The organism is Chthonomonas sp. (genome assembly GCA_016788115.1).
Classification (GTDB): Bacteria; Armatimonadota; Fimbriimonadia; order Fimbriimonadales; family Fimbriimonadaceae; genus UBA2391.
Window position 1 is genome coordinate 88,390 of the sequence record JAEURR010000006.1, and the last position, 16,024, is coordinate 104,413.

Sequence of the window (16,024 nt, forward strand, 5' to 3'; positions counted from 1 at the left end):
TTGTAGAGAACTTGTCAAAAAACTTCGCTGATCCCAAGAAGGGGGTCGTTCGAGCGGTTCAAGACGTTTCGTTCGTCGCCAAACCGGGTCAGACCTTTGGATTGCTCGGCGCGAACGGCGCGGGAAAGACCACCACGCTGCGGATGCTCAGCACGGTGATCCAGCCAACATCGGGCTCGGCTACGGTGAACGGTTTCGATGTCGTCCGCGATTCCAGATCCGTACGAGCCAACATCGGTTTCCTTTCCACATCGACGGCCCTCTACCAGCGCCTGAACCCGGTCGAGATGCTTCGCTATTTCGGCGAACTCTACGGCATGAGCAAGGCCGACACCGAGCGCCGGATTGAGGAGATCGTGGCCAAGCTGAACATCGGTGAGTTTATGGATCGGCTGTGCGATAAGCTCTCAACCGGTCAGAAGCAGCGCGTCAGCATCGCCCGAGCGATCCTGCACGATCCCCCCATCTTGTTCTTCGACGAGCCGACCGCGGGACTCGACGTCGTGACAAGCCAGACGATTCTGGAGTTCATCGAGGATTGCCGCAACTCCGGCAAGACCGTCATCTTCAGCACGCACATCATGGCGGAAACAGAGCGACTCTGCGACCACGTGGCCGTCATTCACGAAGGCAAGATGCGCGCCCAAGGGACGGTCGAAGGGCTAAAGGCCGAGTACCAAGCCGAGTCATTCGAACAGGCGTTCTTGAAGATCGTCGACTACCGCTCGGAGGTGAACGCATGAAGTCCGTCTTCCTAAAAGAGCTTCGGGAGATGCTGCGCGACCGCCGGGTGATCGTCGGCGCCTTTGTCATGCCCATTTTGGTCGTCATGATGATGATCCGTCTTTTCGGGACAATCGGAGCGTCGCTGGGTGATGAGAAGGCAACCCAGATCGGAGTCTTAAAGGGCACGAAGCCCAACATGCTCGTGCAAGCTCTGAAGCAAACGCCGGGATTCACAATTGTCGAAGTATCCAACGCCGACGAGGGCAAGGCTCAGGTCAGCAAAGGCAAGCTCAAAACGCTGCTCGTGATGCCGGATATCGACATTGCGACGGCCAAACAGGTCCCGATCAGCGCCTACTACCAGTCCGACGAAAGCACCAGTACCATCGCTCTGCGAAAGATCGAACACTTCTTCGACGAGTTCAATCGCCAAGCGCTCCAGGTCGTCCTCAAAGAGCAAGGCATTCCCGCTTCCTCAGCCGAATTCGTGAAGATGTCCTCTGAAGACATCTCGACAAGCAAGGGAGCTGGCGAAAGCTTGCTGGTCTCATTTCTCCCGTACCTGGTCGTCCTCTTCATGTTCGCCGGAGGCATGAGCATCGCCAGCGACCTAGTCGCAGGCGAGAAAGAGCGCGGGACGCTGGAGACCCTGCTGATCTCGCCGCTCACTAGAACGCAGATCGCACTAGGCAAGCTCGGCGCACTCACCGTCTTTGCGATCATGTCGGGGCTCACGACCGTCATCGCGCTCATCGTCGCGGGTCAATCCGACCCATCGGCACGCAAGATGATTTTTGCGGGCAACTTTCATATCGGGCCCGTCCAGATTGCGGCGGCGCTGCTGCTGGTGGCGAGCCTGGCTGGAATGTTCGCGGCGACCTTGCTGGCAATCTCGGCCTGGGCCAAGAACATGCGGGAGGCGCAGACCTACATGGGTGTCGCGAACTTCCTCGTGATCCTGCCCGCGGTCTTCAGCCAGATCATCGGGTTCACCGACGCGGGCCAGCAACTCTGGGTCCGCTTGATGCCGATTCTCAGCACAGCGATGGGATTGCGGGAGATCCTGCTGGGCAAAGCCACCGCCGCAAACATCGGTTTGGCCATCGCGCTGAATCTGGTGCTGGCCGCGCTTTTGGTGTTGGCGACGATGCGAATGTTTGCCAAAGAGAAGATCCTCACCCGAGCCTAGCCGCTCGGGTGACTCGCGTCCGCCGGTAACGCGGGGCCCTGGATCGGTGCAAAAAGCACCCTACAGAACCACCCGAGTCTCTGGCGGGCACTGCTCCACATGCCAAGCGTCGCGATCGTAGCGAGAAGCCAGCTCACCGTGCGTAGAAGCGCGCCGAGTCGATTGATCAGCCACGCGATCACGGCCCAAAACAGCCCGCGAGACTTTAGGAAGTACAGTTCCTTCCCGCGGTTGTACATGGCGACCGACCAGTCTCGCCGCCCCTCGGAGCTCGCTCCAAGCGCATGCAAGAATCGGGCACGCGGCTCGTACCAGATCTGACCTCTTTTCGCCAGCCGCCAGCACAGCTCAGTGTCCTCGCAGTACAAGAAGAACTCCTCGTCAAACTCCGCCTCACCCCGCACCATCAGGCATGCGCCCATGACTTGCCCGACCTGCGAAGGGCGATCCGACGCGAGCCAACGGTTGAGCCAGTAGCCATTGAACAGGCGACTCTTGGCAAAGAGCTTCTCCAACAGCAACTGCTCACAGAAGAGTCTCCACAAAGTAAGTTCGGAACAGCACGAAGGCTGGATATGACCCGCGTCATTTACCAACGCTCCGCCTGCGGCAATCACATTCAGATCGTCAAAGCAGGCTAGCAGCGACGCAAGGGCTCCCGGCTCGGCTGCGGCATCGGAGTTGAGGAGCAACCGGATCGGATTCTTAGCCAGCCTGAGGCCGAGGTTGTTCGCCTTGCCAAACCCAACGTTTGTCGAGCTGCGAATGAGCACGAAATGAGGAAACTCGGACTCCACCACCTCAGCCGATCCGTCGCGGCTGGCATTGTCCACGACGATCACCTCGTCCACTTCGTGCAGCGATGATAGACAGCGCCGCAACAGATCGCGGGTGTTGTACGAGACGACAATGACGGTCAGCGGCAGTGACATTCGAGCTCGGCAGGGGCCGTGCTACAATGATAGCTTCCCATGGCGAACGAAATTCTGCTTTCCAAGGCCGGATATGACATGCTCAGCGCTGAGCTCGTGCGTCTCAAGACCGTCGATCGCAAGATCGTCGCCGAGGCCATCCGCGAAGCCAAATCGCACGGCGACCTGCGCGAAAACGCAGCCTATCACGAGGCAAAACTCAACCAGACCCGACTGGAAGGGCGCATTGCTGATCTTGAGAAGGTGGTTGAGTACGCGACGATCGTGGATCGCCCCGACTCGGACGGGACCACGGCGCACCTGGGCTCAAGGGTGAAGCTGAAGGACCTCGAATGGAAGGACGAACTGGAGATCTCGCTCGTGGGGAGCTTTGAGGCCGACCCGGCGAACGATCTGATCTCGATCACTTCCCCGCTTGGAAGTGCGGTTCTCGGTAAAGTAGCAGGAGATGAAGTCGAAGTTGAAGCTCCGGCCGGTCGCCAACGATATCAGATTCTGGACGTCAGCTAGTTCGCTGGGGTTACTGCTGGCACTCGCCGGGTGCAGCGCGAACGGATCAGCGGGTCCCGCGACCCTTGCTCCGGAGGAAGTCGCTGAGAAACCTCGCGTCACCATCTCCGTCCCCATCCCGCCCCAGGCGGGCGACCTTGGGCTCGTCCACAGCGGCGAACTCATTCGGCTTGGCGACTCAAAGGCCAGTGCATGGCAAGTCGTGCCGAAACCGAAAGGGGCTTACGAATTCACTGAAGACCCCCCAGTCCTGAATGAGTCGATGCAGGCCAGTGTTTGGGAATCCAGAGACCAGTCGTTCGGGCTCATCACGATGAAGGGCAAGGTCGTGCTCGCGATCCACGCTTGGGAGAACGTCGACGACGCAACGCTGAACAGCATCGTCGCCGACCACGAGAGCGCGTTTGGCCCTGCGCCGAATCGGGCGCAGTACCCTCTCACGGATTACTGGTTCTGGGCCAAGGGCCAGAGTCGGTTGATGGTGGTCGTCGCTACGGATTCGCGGCAACGACGTACCGTGAGCGCAGTGATTGGGCAGTACGAGCTCATGGATGCGCTGCGTATGTCGCTGCAGTCTGCCGAAGACGATGCCAAGGCGGCGCAAGCTCGACTGGACAAACTCTTCGGTGCTAAGAAGGCTACGTCCACTGAAAAGAAGTAAGGGCCCGACGACGGTGCAAGCGGCGGCAGAGCACCACGCGTACGGGCCCGAGTTCTCTGTTCCGTATAGGACTGCTGGACAATCCTGGCATTCCTACCTGCTCCAACCGGTAACATCTGGTTGTTGGATCAAACTTCGCTACTCGACTTTGGCTCTCGCCACTTTGAAAGCCAGTTCGGGTCAAAACCGCAGACAGTCGCCATCTCTCCCGGAAGAGTCAATCTGATCGGGGAGTATCTCGATTTGAACGGAGGCCCGGTGCTACCCGTCGCGATATCGCGCTGGGTATGTGTCTTCGCTTCCTTGTCCACCGGAAGCGAACACCTCACGGTCAGCGACGACGATGTCCAGCCACAGGCCAACCCGTTCGCTCAGGCGGTGCTGAACGCGATCACGCCCGGGATCTCGTACAAGAGCCTCGTCATTTCGAACCTCCCCGTCGGCTCGGGGCTCAGTAGCAGCGCCGCGTTCTCGACCGCCTATGCAGTCATCGCGAATCGCTACGCCGACACTCCGCGCCCTCCGATGGAACTCGCCAAGATATGCCAGCAAGCCGAGCACGACGTCCTCGGAGTCCCTTGTGGGCTCATGGACCCCGTCGCTTGCCTCTGCGGTCGGGCGGAGCAAGCCGTGCTCTTCAACACCCAGTTCAAAACGCGGCATGTGGTGCGCATCCCGCCCAAGTGGCAGATCGTTCTCATGAACTCCGGCGTTCCGCGCACGCTCGGTGCGAGCGCCTATTCACAGCGTGCTGCGGAGTGCAAGCTCGCGGCACAACAGTTGGGGGTGCGCTGGCTGGCCGACGCGTCACTCAAGCTCCTCATGCGGGAGGCTGAGATGCTCGACCCTGTCGCCTTTCGCCGCGCCAGACATGTGGTGACTGAAACAAAGCGTGTGCAGGATTTTGAACGCGCGCTCGACACGCATGATTCGCTCGCGGCAGGCGAGGTCATGCAACAAAGCCACGACAGCCTGCGCGACGACCTCGAGGTGAGTTGCTTGGAACTCGATACGCTCGTTCGCATCGCTCAAGGTACGGAGGGGTGTATCGGCGCACGCATGACAGGGGCAGGTTTCGGTGGACACGCGGTCGCACTCGTGTGGCGGGAGCGCGTGGCGACATTTTGCCAATCGGTCGATGACCAATACCGCGCGGCGACCCACCGCAATTCAGAATGCATGGCTGTAGAGGCCGTTCATGGAGCTCAAGTGGGGACCCCAGACGAAATTCGCAGCCAAATCGTGTGCACCAGGGAACAAACAAGCCCCATTGCACGCACAAACAACTAATCCGAAAGGGAGGATCTTAACGCTTGACTCAATCGCTTGTAGTGTCGCAGAAGAGGAACGTGGGGACGGAATTGCCCGGAATTATGCAGTTTCGTGTTTCTCAATCTCAAAATTGCGGGTGGGCATGGAAGAAGACAACTGGCGGCAACAAAGAAAAACGACAGGGGTGGGTTCATGGCAATGCCTAGCACAACGAGATCTGATATGCCTCCTCGCGGAGTTCGACTGACTCCGACAGAGGTTAAAGTACTTAGCTTGATCGCGCAAGGTCACAGTAGCAAGGAAGCAGCTGAAAAGCTGGTCGTCTCCAAGCGAACGGTGGACTTCCATTTGGCTAACATCTACGACAAGCTTCAAGTGAATAACCGAGTTCAAGCTCTGCGAATGGCGACACGATTGGGTCTCATTCCGTTCGAGCCGATCTTCGGCCATGGCTTCGGCGAAGCCTAAGTCAACGAAGCACCGAAAGGTTTGCGCCGTTCACCTGATGGGTGAACGGCGCTCTTTCATTTTGGGACCACAATAGTGCGATGGAGTCGCTGTGGGAGCTCCTACTCGCAACCATCTATCCGCGTAGGTGCTCGCTTTGCGACACGCTCGGGACGCCGCCCATTTGCGCGGTGTGCCTCGGTGAGTTCCCGAAGCATCCCAACCCTCACTTGACCTTCGCGACCGACAGCCCCCTGCATGAAGCGGCCTTTGGCTACGACTATGCGGGTCGTGCGCGACAGGCAGTTCTGAGGCTCAAGATGGAACGTGCGCGTGCTCTGGCCCCGCCGCTCGCCCACCTGGTCGCCACTCACCTGACCGAACTCGGTTTCCTGAATGACCTCGATGCGATAGTCCCGATCCCCATCCATTGGCGTCGGTGGTGCGAGCGAGGATTCAACCAGTCAGAGTTGCTTTGCGCTTCCCTGTCGAAGGAGCATGTGCGTCCCGAGTTGCTCGTCCGCACCCGGCATACGGTCCCGCAAATGAAGCTGAACGCAGTCGAGCGGCAGAGCAACTTGAACGGTGCCTTCCGTGCCCACCCTGATGTGCGCGGCAAGCGAATCCTGCTCGTGGACGATGTCTACACTTCTGGCGCAACAGCGCGAGAATGTGCTCACACCCTCGTGCAGGCGGGTGCTCAACAAGTGCGGGTGTACGCGCTTACTCACGGTGGAGGCTGACAAAGAAGAGGGGGTACCCGATCGGATACCCCCGTTCTATATCCAAAGCAACTCAGCAGGCCCCTCAACCTGCAGTCTGCACTTAGTGCAGCAGTGCTGCCTCGTTGGCCAAATAAGCTGTGAGCTGTTCGAAGTGATACACGTCGTGCGAGACAATCGACATCGCATACGTGAGCACATCAATCTGATCCCCGTTCGGGGCAACGCATGCGGTGTGCAACTGTGCATCCGTCAGTTCGCGCAAGTAGTTCAAAGTGATCTCGCGGCGAGACTCGAAGACTTCCGCCTCGTGATAGACCTCTTTGGTTGCGTAGTGGTGCTCGATGGCCTGGTTCTCGGAATCAAATCCGACCATCTTGTAACCGGGTTCGCTGACGGCTTTCCGAAGCCGAGCGAGGTGGATAACCTCGACATCCGCGAGGTGGGCAATGACTTCTCGCGCAGTAAAGCGATTTGAGTCCAGTTTTTCGTCCAGGCGGTCGCTTGGGAAGACGCGAAGTAGTCGGGCGATCGCCTTAGGACCCGACTCCAGCGAATGGAAGATGTATCGCTTCATCTCCCATAGCTTACGCCATTTTCGCTTCCGTGTGCGGGGCCTCTGGAATTTTCAGCCACTACCTGGGGAGCATCGCGGACAGCCGCTGTTGCTGCTGCTGCGCGGCGCTGATCGCCTGCTCCATCGCCAGAAACTTCTGCCGCAAATTGGACTCCTTAGCGGTGAGTTGCTTGTCCAGATTGGCCAGGGTGTCGTCGAAGTCGTCAATCTGCGCTTGCAATGCGTTTTCGTTCGCGGTCAATAGGCCGTTCGTCGTCGCGGTGAATGAATCGAGCCGCTCGTTCATGAGCGCCGCGAGACCTTTTGTAAATCCTAGTGAACCTACCTGCCCCGTCGCGCTGCCGGTGTACATGATCTGCAAGCCGTAGGTTTTGGGGTTCGTGGTCGCGTTGGACGCGCCCGTGAGGAACTGCCCGACGCCCGTTGCCGGTTCGCCGTTGATCGTACCAGCCACGTCCTTGCCCGCAACGGTCACTGCCTGACCGGTCGTACCGATGCCGCTGTTCGTTCCTCCAGCCGCGAGAGTGCTCGTGACGGTGAAGTTGCCGGGGGTACCAAATCGATTTGAAGTGAGCACGAGCTTTCCGCTAGACTGCGATGCCGTGACCAGATCCTTCAGCTTCGAATCAGCATTGATCTGATTCACGATATCCGTTAGCGAACGCCCGGCTTCAATATTGATGCTTACCGAACCCGAACCAAAGCCGCCGCCGGTAAACGACAAGATTTCCAGCGTGGTGGTATTGCCTGCGAGGGCCGCCGCCGCGGTGACCGTTTGCTTCGTAGCCGCCTGGGTGATGTTGACCGAGTACGAACCCGTTCCGGACGCCTTGGTTTCGGTGGTGCTGCCAACGTACGAGATGTCAGTCGTGCTGCCCGCGCCATAGGCTCGGAACATCTTTTGCACGGCCATCGGGTCAGCCTTGAGGGCCTTATCGAAGACTGCGGTGTCGAACTTCACGGTGCCGTCGGTATTGAAGCTCAATCCCGCGGCGGCCGCATTGTTCGATCCGATCGACAGACCCGGGATGTTCCCTTGCAGAGTCGACTGCAGGTCGCTCATGACTTGGCGCGCGGTCGCATCACCAAACAGTGGACCGGATGCGAAGGAGTCCTTATCAAACTTGCTGTTGTCCGCCACAAAGCCGGCGACATTGTTGTAAGCCGCGACAAACGCCTGAATCTTGCTCTTGATCGCCGAGCCATCCCGGGTCAGCGTCAAGGTCGTTTCCTTTCCGGTGGTCTTGTCCGCCTGCAGCAGGGTGACTGTCGAGCCAGGGATCGCGCCCGTCACCGCGTTGGTCGAACTGCGCAAGGCGATTCCGTCCAGGCTATTCAGCGCATCCTGTGCGGCAACCAATTCGTTCGATCGCCTCGTGACGCCGAGGTCAACGAGCATGTTGTTCGAATCGGACATCGACGGAGTGAACGACCCGCCCTTGATCTCAACGCGATACGTTGTGCGCCCCATCTCTGTGACCGGGACAACCGTCGCAGTCACCTCATCGATGTCGTCGATCTTCGAAGCGAGTGTGGTGAGGGTGTCCGAGTTCGGGTCGACGGTGATCGTTTGGCCGTTGATCGTGATGTTCGTCGGCCCGGTAGCGGTAAAGCCAAACAGGTCGGCGAGCTTTGTGGTCGCGCTGTCTGCGGCAAAGGTTCGGTAGCCGTCGGTGACCGGTTCGCGCACAGTTGTGCCGGCGAATCCAAGTGAACTCAGGACCGATCCCGATACATCGGTGAGCTTGAGATTTCCCTTGGTGCCCGATTCGCCTGAGGTCAAGTTCAAATAGGCCTTGTTCGCACCACCATCGATGATGCTCGCAACGACGGTGCCGCCAGAGGTGTTGATCTTCTCGGCGAGAGTCTTAAGCGTGTCGGTTGCGACGACCGCGATCTCCTTGTCGTTAACCTTGATGGTGCCCGCGAGCCCGAGCGCGGTGTCGATACCCGCCTGAGCGTTAGAACCGACCTTGTGGCTTTGCGCTAACTGGAAGGTTTTGAGTGCGTAGGTACCCGGCACGGATGCATCCCCCGCGATCAGGGTCGCCACCGCGGAATCACTCACATTCGAAGTGATCGAGTTGAACGCACCGAGGTTGTTCAGTGCACCCGAAGCCGAGCGGAATGCCGCAACGTGCGTTTTGAGCTCACCGTAGATCCCCTTCTTCTCGTTGATGGTTGCCTTGCGCTGCTGAAGCGTCACCGACTGCCGGCGTTCAAGCTGCATCAAACGAGTGACGATCGACTCGGTATCAATACCGCTGCCGATTCCGCTGAACGTAACACCTGATGTACTTCCGAAGCTCACTGCAACCTCCTGGTTCTAGCGCCCCTCATGGGCTGTGATCTCATCTTCCTTATGCCCGGTTAAACGGCGTACGCCGCTCCGCAAGAATACGAGACCCATCCCACGGGCGGCCGCTATCCGAACAGATTCAACATGTCTGATGCGGCCTCAAGCTTGAGAAGGGTCTCTTCCTTTGCCTTGGCAAAAGTCGCGTCGTCAAAACCGAGCCAGTCGGTGACGGCTGGATCGATGTGCAGGACCTCATCGGTCCATTGATCGCGTGGCTTACACACGACCGAGGCAATGCGATCGCCGGCGTGGACGGCATACAAACTCGGCACCGGATCACCCTCGAACGGACCTTCATGCCGACCGAGCATGATGCAGAGGTTCTCCGGGAACTTCCACATGACACCCAATTGCTGGCCGATCTCAGCGTGCGTTGTGTTGAACGACTTGGTTTCCATCTCCGAAAGGTTCTGGTTGTCGTTCGTGTGCTTGTCGTAAATCAGCGTATAGGGCTTGGTGAACTGAGCCGCGAGGAACAATGCGCCGACATTCGATAACAGTCCTCCTGAGAAAACCAAGTCTAGATCTTTGTGCTCTAGGTGCTTGCGACGGGCAATGAATTGCGCCGCAGCGGCCGAGGCGAACGCATGCCGCCACAACTGCAAGTGCAGCTCTTTCACCGCCGGACTGCTCGAGTCGAACACCTTTGTCGTGCCGAGACTGAGCACCAAGTTTCGAATCTGGTCGAACCCGAGGATGAGCACGGCCTGACTCATGCTGGCGACCTGACCACTCACTCCAAAGTAGGGCGAATTCACCACGCGCAGCACCTTGGTGCTGATCGCCTGGTCGGTGATGATGAACTTTTCAAGCTCCTCAGCACGGCTGTTCTGATCGCCTGTGAGCACCAGAATTTTCGCGACTGCGGTCGGCAGTGGCGGCAAATCCTTCATCGCTCGATCGAGCGTGACGATTTGAGGACTTTTCTTTACTGCTTCACCCATTGTTAATTCACTTCACCAATCCGTTGATATCCATAATGAGGGCCACGTTGCCGTCGCCCAAAATTGTCGCGCCAGAGATTCCTCGCGCATCGCCACAGAAGCGGCTGAGCGATTTGATGACCACCTCTTGCTCGCCGATCAGTCGATCCACAACCAGACCAAATCGTTGCTCGGCAATCCCGACGATCACCACGTAAAGCTGCTCGGATTCCTGCTTTTCTACAAAGTCACGCGATTGGAAGACCTGGCGCATCCGCATCAGCGGCGTCGTCATCCCTCGAATCACGATCACTTCCTGTTTGTTCACGTGTTGGATCTGGTCGTCCGTGATCTGTAGCGTTTCGATCACGTTACCAAGCGGGATCACGTAGACCACCCCGCTGACCTTCACCAGCAAGCCGCGAATGATCGCGAGCGTGAGTGGCAACCGAAGGCTAAACTTCGTGCCTGCTCCCAGCTCGGTCTCCAAATCGATAATGCCGCCTAGCTTCTGGATGTTGGAGCGGACGATGTCCATTCCAACCCCTCGGCCCGACACTTCGCTCACCTCTGAGGCGGTGCTCAGACCGCTTGCAAAGATGAACTGCAGAATCTCTCGTTCCGTCATGCGATCCAGCGACTCTTTCGTCGCCAGCCCGCTTTCGAGAACCTTCGCCTTTATCTTGTTGGCATCGATTCCGCGTCCATCATCCGTAATTTCAATGACAATGTAGTTTTCTTGGTGGCGTGCGCTGACCACGACCTTGCCTTCGACCGGCTTGCCCGCTGCGAGACGCTGTTCCGGCATTTCCAGTCCGTGGTCGACAGAGTTCCGGAGGATGTGCAGCAGTGGGTCGCCGATGACCTCAATCACGCTTCGGTCGAGTTCGGTGTCTCCGCCGACCAACTCCAACTTCACGTCCTTGCCAAGCTTCTGCGCCAGATCCCGCACGACTCGTGGGAACCGGTTCATGACCGTTTCAATCGGCATCATGCGTGCCTTCATGATTTGGTCTTGCAGGTCGCTCGTCGTTCGGGCAATGTGCCCAACCGTTTCGGCAAGCGCTTCGATGCACGGGTGATCGTAGGTTGCGCTCAGTTCAGCACCGAGCTGGGCCATGCGGGTGCGGTCGATGACAAGTTCGCCGACCAAATTCATCAGCGTATCGAGTCGGCTCACATCGACGCGAACCGTCTGGCCTGACTCCGTCTTGCGCACTTCATTCGTCGCTGCGCGGGTGGTCGCGGCCGCCGCTGGCGCAGCGGGAGTCGATGCTACCGCGGATGGAGTGGCCTCGACGACTGCCTCTGCCGCCTTCTCCGATGGTGACTCGTCCTCTTCCGAGGTTCCGACTTCCCCGTCCCATGGTGCGACGGACTGCCAGTCGACTTCGCTGACGCCTTCCAACTGCGTCTTCAGATCCTCAAAATCGCTGCTGACTTGGAAGAACACTTCGAAGTTTCGGTCGAACTTCTCTTCCTCGAGCGCTTCTCGGTCCGGAACGCAAACCAGCAGTTCGCCCACATTTTCGATGAGCGAAGTCACCATGAACGCGCGAACATACTTGAGTACGCAGTCGGCAGATAAAGTGAACTGGCCCCGATAAATCGTTCCCTGAACGGCGGCCTCTCGCAGAGCGTCCGCCATGTCGGCTGGCAATCCCGAAGCAAATCCGCTGGACGAGACGTCGAGCGGTGCGCCAGCCTCATCCTCTGCGGGCGCGACGCCCACGAAGCTCTGCAACTCTTGCACGAGGCTCGGATTCTCGACCGCGTCCCCGTTTCCATTGCGAATCGAGGTCGTCATGTCACACAGCGTGTCCAGACAGTTCAGCAACGCATTTGCGATCGGTGTCGTCACCGATAGATTGCCCTGACGCAGGTTATCGAGGACGTTCTCCATCTCGTGCGTCAGCTCGGCCATTTTCTGGAAGCCCATCGCGCGGCTACTCCCTTTCAAGGTGTGCGCAGCGCGGAAGATGATCTGAAGCCGATCCTGCGAGGGATCTTGCTCCAGTTTCAAGGTCTCTTGCTCGAGAATTTCGAGTTGCTCATCGGCCTCTTGCACGAAGAGGTCGAGGTATTGCCCCATATCTAGGTCGTTACTCATTCTTTGGGTTCCGAAGGTTAGGCCGCAATCGCCTTGTCGAGCTCAAGCAAAGTGATCAAACCGGTTTCGTGCTTGGCGACGCCTCGAACGAACTCAGCGCTTAGTTCCTGCACGATCGAAGGGGTGGCGTCGATGCACGCTGGGTCCAAAGTGACCACCTCACGGACCGCGTCGACGACAATGCCGACGTTGCCGTGTTCCGAGTCCACGACGATGATCCGCGTACTCTCGGTGTCGGGCACTTCGCTGAGTCCAAGGCGGGTCCCCAGCGCGATGACCGGGATCGTCTTGCCACGGAGGTTCACCAGCCCACGAATGTGGTTCTCCACACGGGGTAAGGAGGTGATTTCGCGCATACGGATGATCTCATTCACGCGGAAGATATCGATACCGTAGCTCTCCGCTCCGAGCAAGAAAATGACGGATTGGTTGGGGGACTGGGACGCGTCGGCGTCGGTCGTCGAATTCAAATCAATGGGTTCAGTCGTTTTCGTCGCTTCGGTAGACATGATGTTCACTCACAGAATCTGCTACCTTCCTTATTGGCGGCTGGGTCCAGTAACTTTATGGAACGGACCGCACTTCCCACATGGCAAACATTCGACTCGCCGCGATCGATATGGATGGCACTGCGCTCCGCGGTGACCGGTCATTGCACCCCGAGAACATCGCGGCGATCCACCGGGCAACGGAACGCGGGATCCAAGTCGCACTCGCAAGCGGGCGGATGTTTCTCAGCTTGCGCAGGTTCGCCGACGACATTGGGCTTGAGATGCCCATCGTCAGCAGCAACGGTGCCTACGTAGTGGACGACAGCGCGCAGATTGTCCTGAACGCGACCGTGTCCGATTCCATCGCACTGGCAATCCTCGACTATTGCGAGTCCCACCAACTGCATGTGAACCTCTATACTGGCTCGGGGATCGCCTGTGTTCGCGAGACGAGTTGGCTGGTCACCTACGCCGAGCGAGTGCAGAACTTCTCTCCTGAGCCGCTGGGTCTGGATGCGTGCCGAGAGATCTCGCCGAACAAGATGCTCATCTTCGCTGAGCCGGAGGACCTCGATACCCACGGCCGAACCCTGCGCGACATGGTTCCACCCGGGCTTGGAACCTGGGTGCGATCCGAGCCCGACTTTTTGGAACTGCTCCCACCGGATGTCACCAAAGGCTACGGCCTGAGCCGGCTCGCCGCGCATATGGACGTCCCACCGGTCGAGGTCGCGGCGATCGGCGACTACCTCAACGACCTGGAGATGTTGGAGTGGGCGGGGACGGCAGCGGCCGTAGCCAATGCCCACCCAAAGATTCTTGAGACTGCGGGGGTGGTTTATCCGTCCAATGAAGAGGCGGGGGTAGCGGCCTTCCTTGACGCGCTAGGTTAAAACCTGCGAAAATAGAGCATTCCGACGAGACTACTGACACTTATGAAAGGAATTCGAATTGCGTTGATGTGTGCCGTACTGATTGGGACACAAGCCTTTGCCCAGTTCTCGGTGACAAGCCCCAACAGTGGTGACACTCTCGGCAAGACCAACACCATCCGATTTCTGATCGAGAACATTACGAGCCAAGCGCGCGTGGTGGCGACGGCGACCAACAACGCCAAGCCGAACATCCGCATCTCGACCGAAGCGCTTTTGGATCCAGACGCCGACAAGCGCATCCTCGGCACGCTCGACCTCAATTTTGATGAAACCACTGAATCCGGAACGTACACCCTGCAGGTGCAGTATCTGACTCAGGGCGTGGTCCGCGACACGCGCACCATCACGAACCTGACCATTGATACTAAGAATCCGAAGTTCCGTAACGTAACTCCGCGCAGCGGCTCGTTCGTCTCGGTTCTCGTCCCTGTCCGCGCCGAAGTCGAAGAGCCGGGGCTTGATCGCTGGAGAGTGCGCGTGAACGATCGCGACATCCCGAACAATTCTGGCTCGACGACCGATATCGCTGTGGATTGGACTACGAGCAACATCGAGAACGATGGTCCCGCCTCGATCACCATTAAGGTCGATGACAAGGCCCGAAACAGCGCGACGAAGACGATCAACGTGACCCTGGACCGGGTTTCGCCTTCGAGCCAGGTGAAGAGCCCCGCAGGCGTGAGCTACCGTCCCACGTCGATCATCCCTGTGGTGATCGAGATTGCCGACCAATACGAAGGTTCGGTGATCGCAGGTGGAGTCAACGCAAGCCTGTACACCATGGATGGTCAGTACATCGGCCGAGTCGCACGTCGTTCCGCGACGAACTCAGGCGCAACTTTGCGGTGGGTTGGCCGGATCAAAGGAACCAGCCGCCTCCCGAAACAGTTTAAGATGGTCGTTACCGCGATTGACCGAGCTGGGAATCGCGCGGTGGACCAGACCGTAACCGTCAACATCTCCGGAAGGTAAAGTATCCGCAAGCGAGGAAAAGCACCATCGTGACAATTGCAAGGAAGCTCATCAACGTAACGTTTATCACCGCTTTGGCCATGCCAGCAGCGTTTGCACAAATTCCCGATCTGCTCACTTCGTTCGATGCAGGCGGTCGCGCCATGGGCATGGGTGGCGGCATTGGAGTCTCAGGCTCGGATACGAACTCCACGCTCAGCAACCCAGCGGGCCTGGCCCACGCGCGAAAGAAGACGCTCTCAGTCGTCATCCGCAACATGCCTCAATCCAAGACTTCGCTGTCGAGCAGCTTCAATAACCCCGTCTTGACGACCAGATCGGAAGTAGGCGCAAACGGACTGAGCCATGCCGGTTTGACTCTGCCCCTGGGAACGGACGACAACCCGCGCGGCACGGTCGGCATCAGCTACACCATCGGTGGGTTCATTCGCGATAGCCGAACCAATAATGGCCAGCTTCCCATCGACGCTTCGAGCAGCGTCAACAACTATAACGAACTTTTGAAGGCCAAGACTGAGTTCTTCACCATCGGCTATGGCTGGGGGAACGCGGACAACTCGCTCACACTGGGAGCGAGCCTCATCCTGGCCGGTCAGTACGTGCTGAACCGCCAATCGTACGACATCGTGCCCGCGGGAGGAACCGCGATCACCAATCCGCCGCTTGATCTGAGCAACCAAAGCTACGGAGTTGGTGCGGTCGTCGGTGTCCAACTGATTCCAAAGGGCAGCCCCAACACCAGCATCGGTTTTGCCGTTCGAACCCCGATCAATATCTCGGGCAACAAGAACACCGCAACCTACTACGACACGATCCCCGGCAAGATTTCTGTGGGCTTCGCCCATCGCAAGGATGGCCTTCGCGGTGGCCGCGACTTCGTGGTCTTCGGCGCACAGATCGACACGTTTTACAAGAATGAGCGCGGGGCCGCATTCGCACGGAAGCGTGCGGTGAACGTGGGTGCGGGTGCCGAGTACAACTTGCTTCGCGGCGCAGCGCGCATCCCCATTCGACTTGGCTTCACCGCCGTTCCTGAAGCGGGTAATGGATTCCGCGATCGCAACGCGCTCACTTTCGGGGTCGGATATCGACCTTTCACTCGTCCTTACTCCATCGACCTGAACTTTGCGGCTCCCTCTTCCGGAAGCGGATTTGATGCCGCCCTGCAGCTTAACTACCGCCTGAAATAACAGAACCC

General features: G+C 58.5%; 16 protein-coding genes. 10 read left to right on the forward strand and 6 right to left on the reverse strand.

The window, feature by feature from the left end:
• The first annotated feature begins 11 nt into the window (after positions 1–11).
• Positions 12–743, forward strand: a complete 732-nt coding sequence (locus JNM85_05500) for an ATP-binding cassette domain-containing protein (GenBank protein ID MBL8087513.1) — start codon at positions 12–14, stop codon at positions 741–743.
• Positions 740–1,915, forward strand: a complete 1,176-nt coding sequence (locus JNM85_05505) for an ABC transporter permease (protein MBL8087514.1) — start codon at positions 740–742, stop codon at positions 1,913–1,915. Before JNM85_05500 ends, JNM85_05505 begins: the two co-directional genes overlap by 4 nt.
• Here the strand turns inward: JNM85_05505 and JNM85_05510 are convergent.
• Complete coding sequence (locus JNM85_05510; protein MBL8087515.1) at positions 1,912–2,847, reverse strand: glycosyltransferase family 2 protein; 936 nt, start codon at positions 2,845–2,847, stop codon at positions 1,912–1,914. The genes JNM85_05505 and JNM85_05510 overlap by 4 nt on opposite strands.
• A gap of 39 nt (positions 2,848–2,886) precedes the next feature.
• Here JNM85_05510 and greA point away from each other — a divergent pair, with 39 nt between their 5' ends.
• The 5 genes from greA to JNM85_05535 all read left to right on the forward strand — a co-directional run bounded on the left by greA (position 2,887) and on the right by JNM85_05535 (position 6,480).
• On the forward strand, positions 2,887–3,357 hold the full coding sequence (gene greA / locus JNM85_05515) for a transcription elongation factor GreA (GenBank protein ID MBL8087516.1): 471 nt from the start codon (positions 2,887–2,889) through the stop codon (positions 3,355–3,357).
• Positions 3,296–4,018 (forward strand): hypothetical protein, encoded by a 723-nt coding sequence (locus tag JNM85_05520; protein ID MBL8087517.1) that lies wholly within the window; start codon positions 3,296–3,298, stop codon positions 4,016–4,018. Before greA ends, JNM85_05520 begins: the two co-directional genes overlap by 62 nt.
• A 123-nt stretch (positions 4,019–4,141) precedes the next feature.
• Positions 4,142–5,308: a hypothetical protein gene (locus JNM85_05525; protein MBL8087518.1), complete on the forward strand. Its 1,167-nt coding sequence runs from the start codon at positions 4,142–4,144 to the stop codon at positions 5,306–5,308.
• A 255-nt stretch (positions 5,309–5,563) separates the two neighbouring features.
• Entirely contained in the window at positions 5,564–5,758 is a 195-nt protein-coding gene (locus tag JNM85_05530; GenBank protein ID MBL8087519.1) for a response regulator transcription factor, read from the forward strand.
• An 80-nt stretch (positions 5,759–5,838) separates the two neighbouring features.
• Positions 5,839–6,480 carry a ComF family protein gene (locus tag JNM85_05535; GenBank protein MBL8087520.1) on the forward strand — a complete coding sequence of 214 codons (642 nt, stop codon included), beginning with the start codon at positions 5,839–5,841 and terminating at the stop codon, positions 6,478–6,480.
• Positions 6,481–6,562: 82 nt separating this feature from the next.
• Here JNM85_05535 and JNM85_05540 read toward each other — a convergent pair whose 3' ends face one another.
• The 5 genes from JNM85_05540 to JNM85_05560 all read right to left on the reverse strand — a co-directional run bounded on the left by JNM85_05540 (position 6,563) and on the right by JNM85_05560 (position 12,937).
• The gene (locus JNM85_05540; GenBank protein MBL8087521.1) at positions 6,563–7,036 is read right to left on the reverse strand and encodes a DinB family protein; all 474 of its coding nucleotides are present in this window, start codon (positions 7,034–7,036) and stop codon (positions 6,563–6,565) included.
• 58 nt (positions 7,037–7,094) lie between these two features.
• Positions 7,095–9,266 (reverse strand): flagellar filament capping protein FliD, encoded by a 2,172-nt coding sequence (gene fliD, locus JNM85_05545; protein ID MBL8087522.1) that lies wholly within the window; start codon positions 9,264–9,266, stop codon positions 7,095–7,097.
• Positions 9,267–9,460: 194 nt separating this feature from the next.
• Positions 9,461–10,339, reverse strand: a complete 879-nt coding sequence (locus JNM85_05550; GenBank protein ID MBL8087523.1) for an HDOD domain-containing protein — start codon at positions 10,337–10,339, stop codon at positions 9,461–9,463.
• 7 nt (positions 10,340–10,346) lie between these two features.
• On the reverse strand, positions 10,347–12,428 hold the full coding sequence (locus JNM85_05555; GenBank protein MBL8087524.1) for a chemotaxis protein CheA: 2,082 nt from the start codon (positions 12,426–12,428) through the stop codon (positions 10,347–10,349).
• Between the two features lie 17 nt (positions 12,429–12,445).
• A complete protein-coding gene (locus JNM85_05560; protein MBL8087525.1) occupies positions 12,446–12,937 on the reverse strand; it encodes a chemotaxis protein CheW in 492 nt (163 codons plus the stop codon).
• A gap of 80 nt (positions 12,938–13,017) precedes the next feature.
• Between JNM85_05560 and JNM85_05565 the strand changes: the two genes are divergently transcribed.
• From JNM85_05565 to JNM85_05575, 3 genes are read left to right on the forward strand one after another with little or no spacing between them, the layout of a single operon-like run.
• On the forward strand, positions 13,018–13,812 hold the full coding sequence (locus JNM85_05565) for an HAD family phosphatase (protein MBL8087526.1): 795 nt from the start codon (positions 13,018–13,020) through the stop codon (positions 13,810–13,812).
• Positions 13,813–13,854: 42 nt separating this feature from the next.
• On the forward strand, positions 13,855–14,826 hold the full coding sequence (locus JNM85_05570) for a hypothetical protein (GenBank protein ID MBL8087527.1): 972 nt from the start codon (positions 13,855–13,857) through the stop codon (positions 14,824–14,826).
• 29 nt (positions 14,827–14,855) lie between these two features.
• Positions 14,856–16,016 (forward strand): hypothetical protein, encoded by a 1,161-nt coding sequence (locus JNM85_05575; GenBank protein MBL8087528.1) that lies wholly within the window; start codon positions 14,856–14,858, stop codon positions 16,014–16,016.
• The last annotated feature ends 8 nt before the right edge of the window (positions 16,017–16,024 follow it).

What these genes read in the sequence shown, in the direction of transcription:
- JNM85_05505 (MBL8087514.1), top strand. Translation starts at nt 740, where the DNA reads ATGAAGTCCGTCTTCCTAAAAGAGCTTCGGGAGATGCTGCGCGACCGC.
- JNM85_05510 (MBL8087515.1), bottom strand. Translation starts at nt 2,847, where the DNA reads ATGTCACTGCCGCTGACCGTCATTGTCGTCTCGTACAACACCCGCGAT.
- greA (MBL8087516.1), top strand. Translation starts at nt 2,887, where the DNA reads ATGGCGAACGAAATTCTGCTTTCCAAGGCCGGATATGACATGCTCAGC.
- JNM85_05520 (MBL8087517.1), top strand. Translation starts at nt 3,296, where the DNA reads ATGAAGTCGAAGTTGAAGCTCCGGCCGGTCGCCAACGATATCAGATTC.
- JNM85_05535 (MBL8087520.1), top strand. Translation starts at nt 5,839, where the DNA reads ATGGAGTCGCTGTGGGAGCTCCTACTCGCAACCATCTATCCGCGTAGG.
- JNM85_05540 (MBL8087521.1), bottom strand. Translation starts at nt 7,036, where the DNA reads ATGAAGCGATACATCTTCCATTCGCTGGAGTCGGGTCCTAAGGCGATC.
- fliD (MBL8087522.1), bottom strand. Translation starts at nt 9,266, where the DNA reads ATGCAGCTTGAACGCCGGCAGTCGGTGACGCTTCAGCAGCGCAAGGCA.
- JNM85_05550 (MBL8087523.1), bottom strand. Translation starts at nt 10,339, where the DNA reads ATGGGTGAAGCAGTAAAGAAAAGTCCTCAAATCGTCACGCTCGATCGA.
- JNM85_05555 (MBL8087524.1), bottom strand. Translation starts at nt 12,428, where the DNA reads ATGAGTAACGACCTAGATATGGGGCAATACCTCGACCTCTTCGTGCAA.
- JNM85_05560 (MBL8087525.1), bottom strand. Translation starts at nt 12,937, where the DNA reads ATGTCTACCGAAGCGACGAAAACGACTGAACCCATTGATTTGAATTCG.
- JNM85_05565 (MBL8087526.1), top strand. Translation starts at nt 13,018, where the DNA reads ATGGCAAACATTCGACTCGCCGCGATCGATATGGATGGCACTGCGCTC.
- JNM85_05570 (MBL8087527.1), top strand. Translation starts at nt 13,855, where the DNA reads ATGAAAGGAATTCGAATTGCGTTGATGTGTGCCGTACTGATTGGGACA.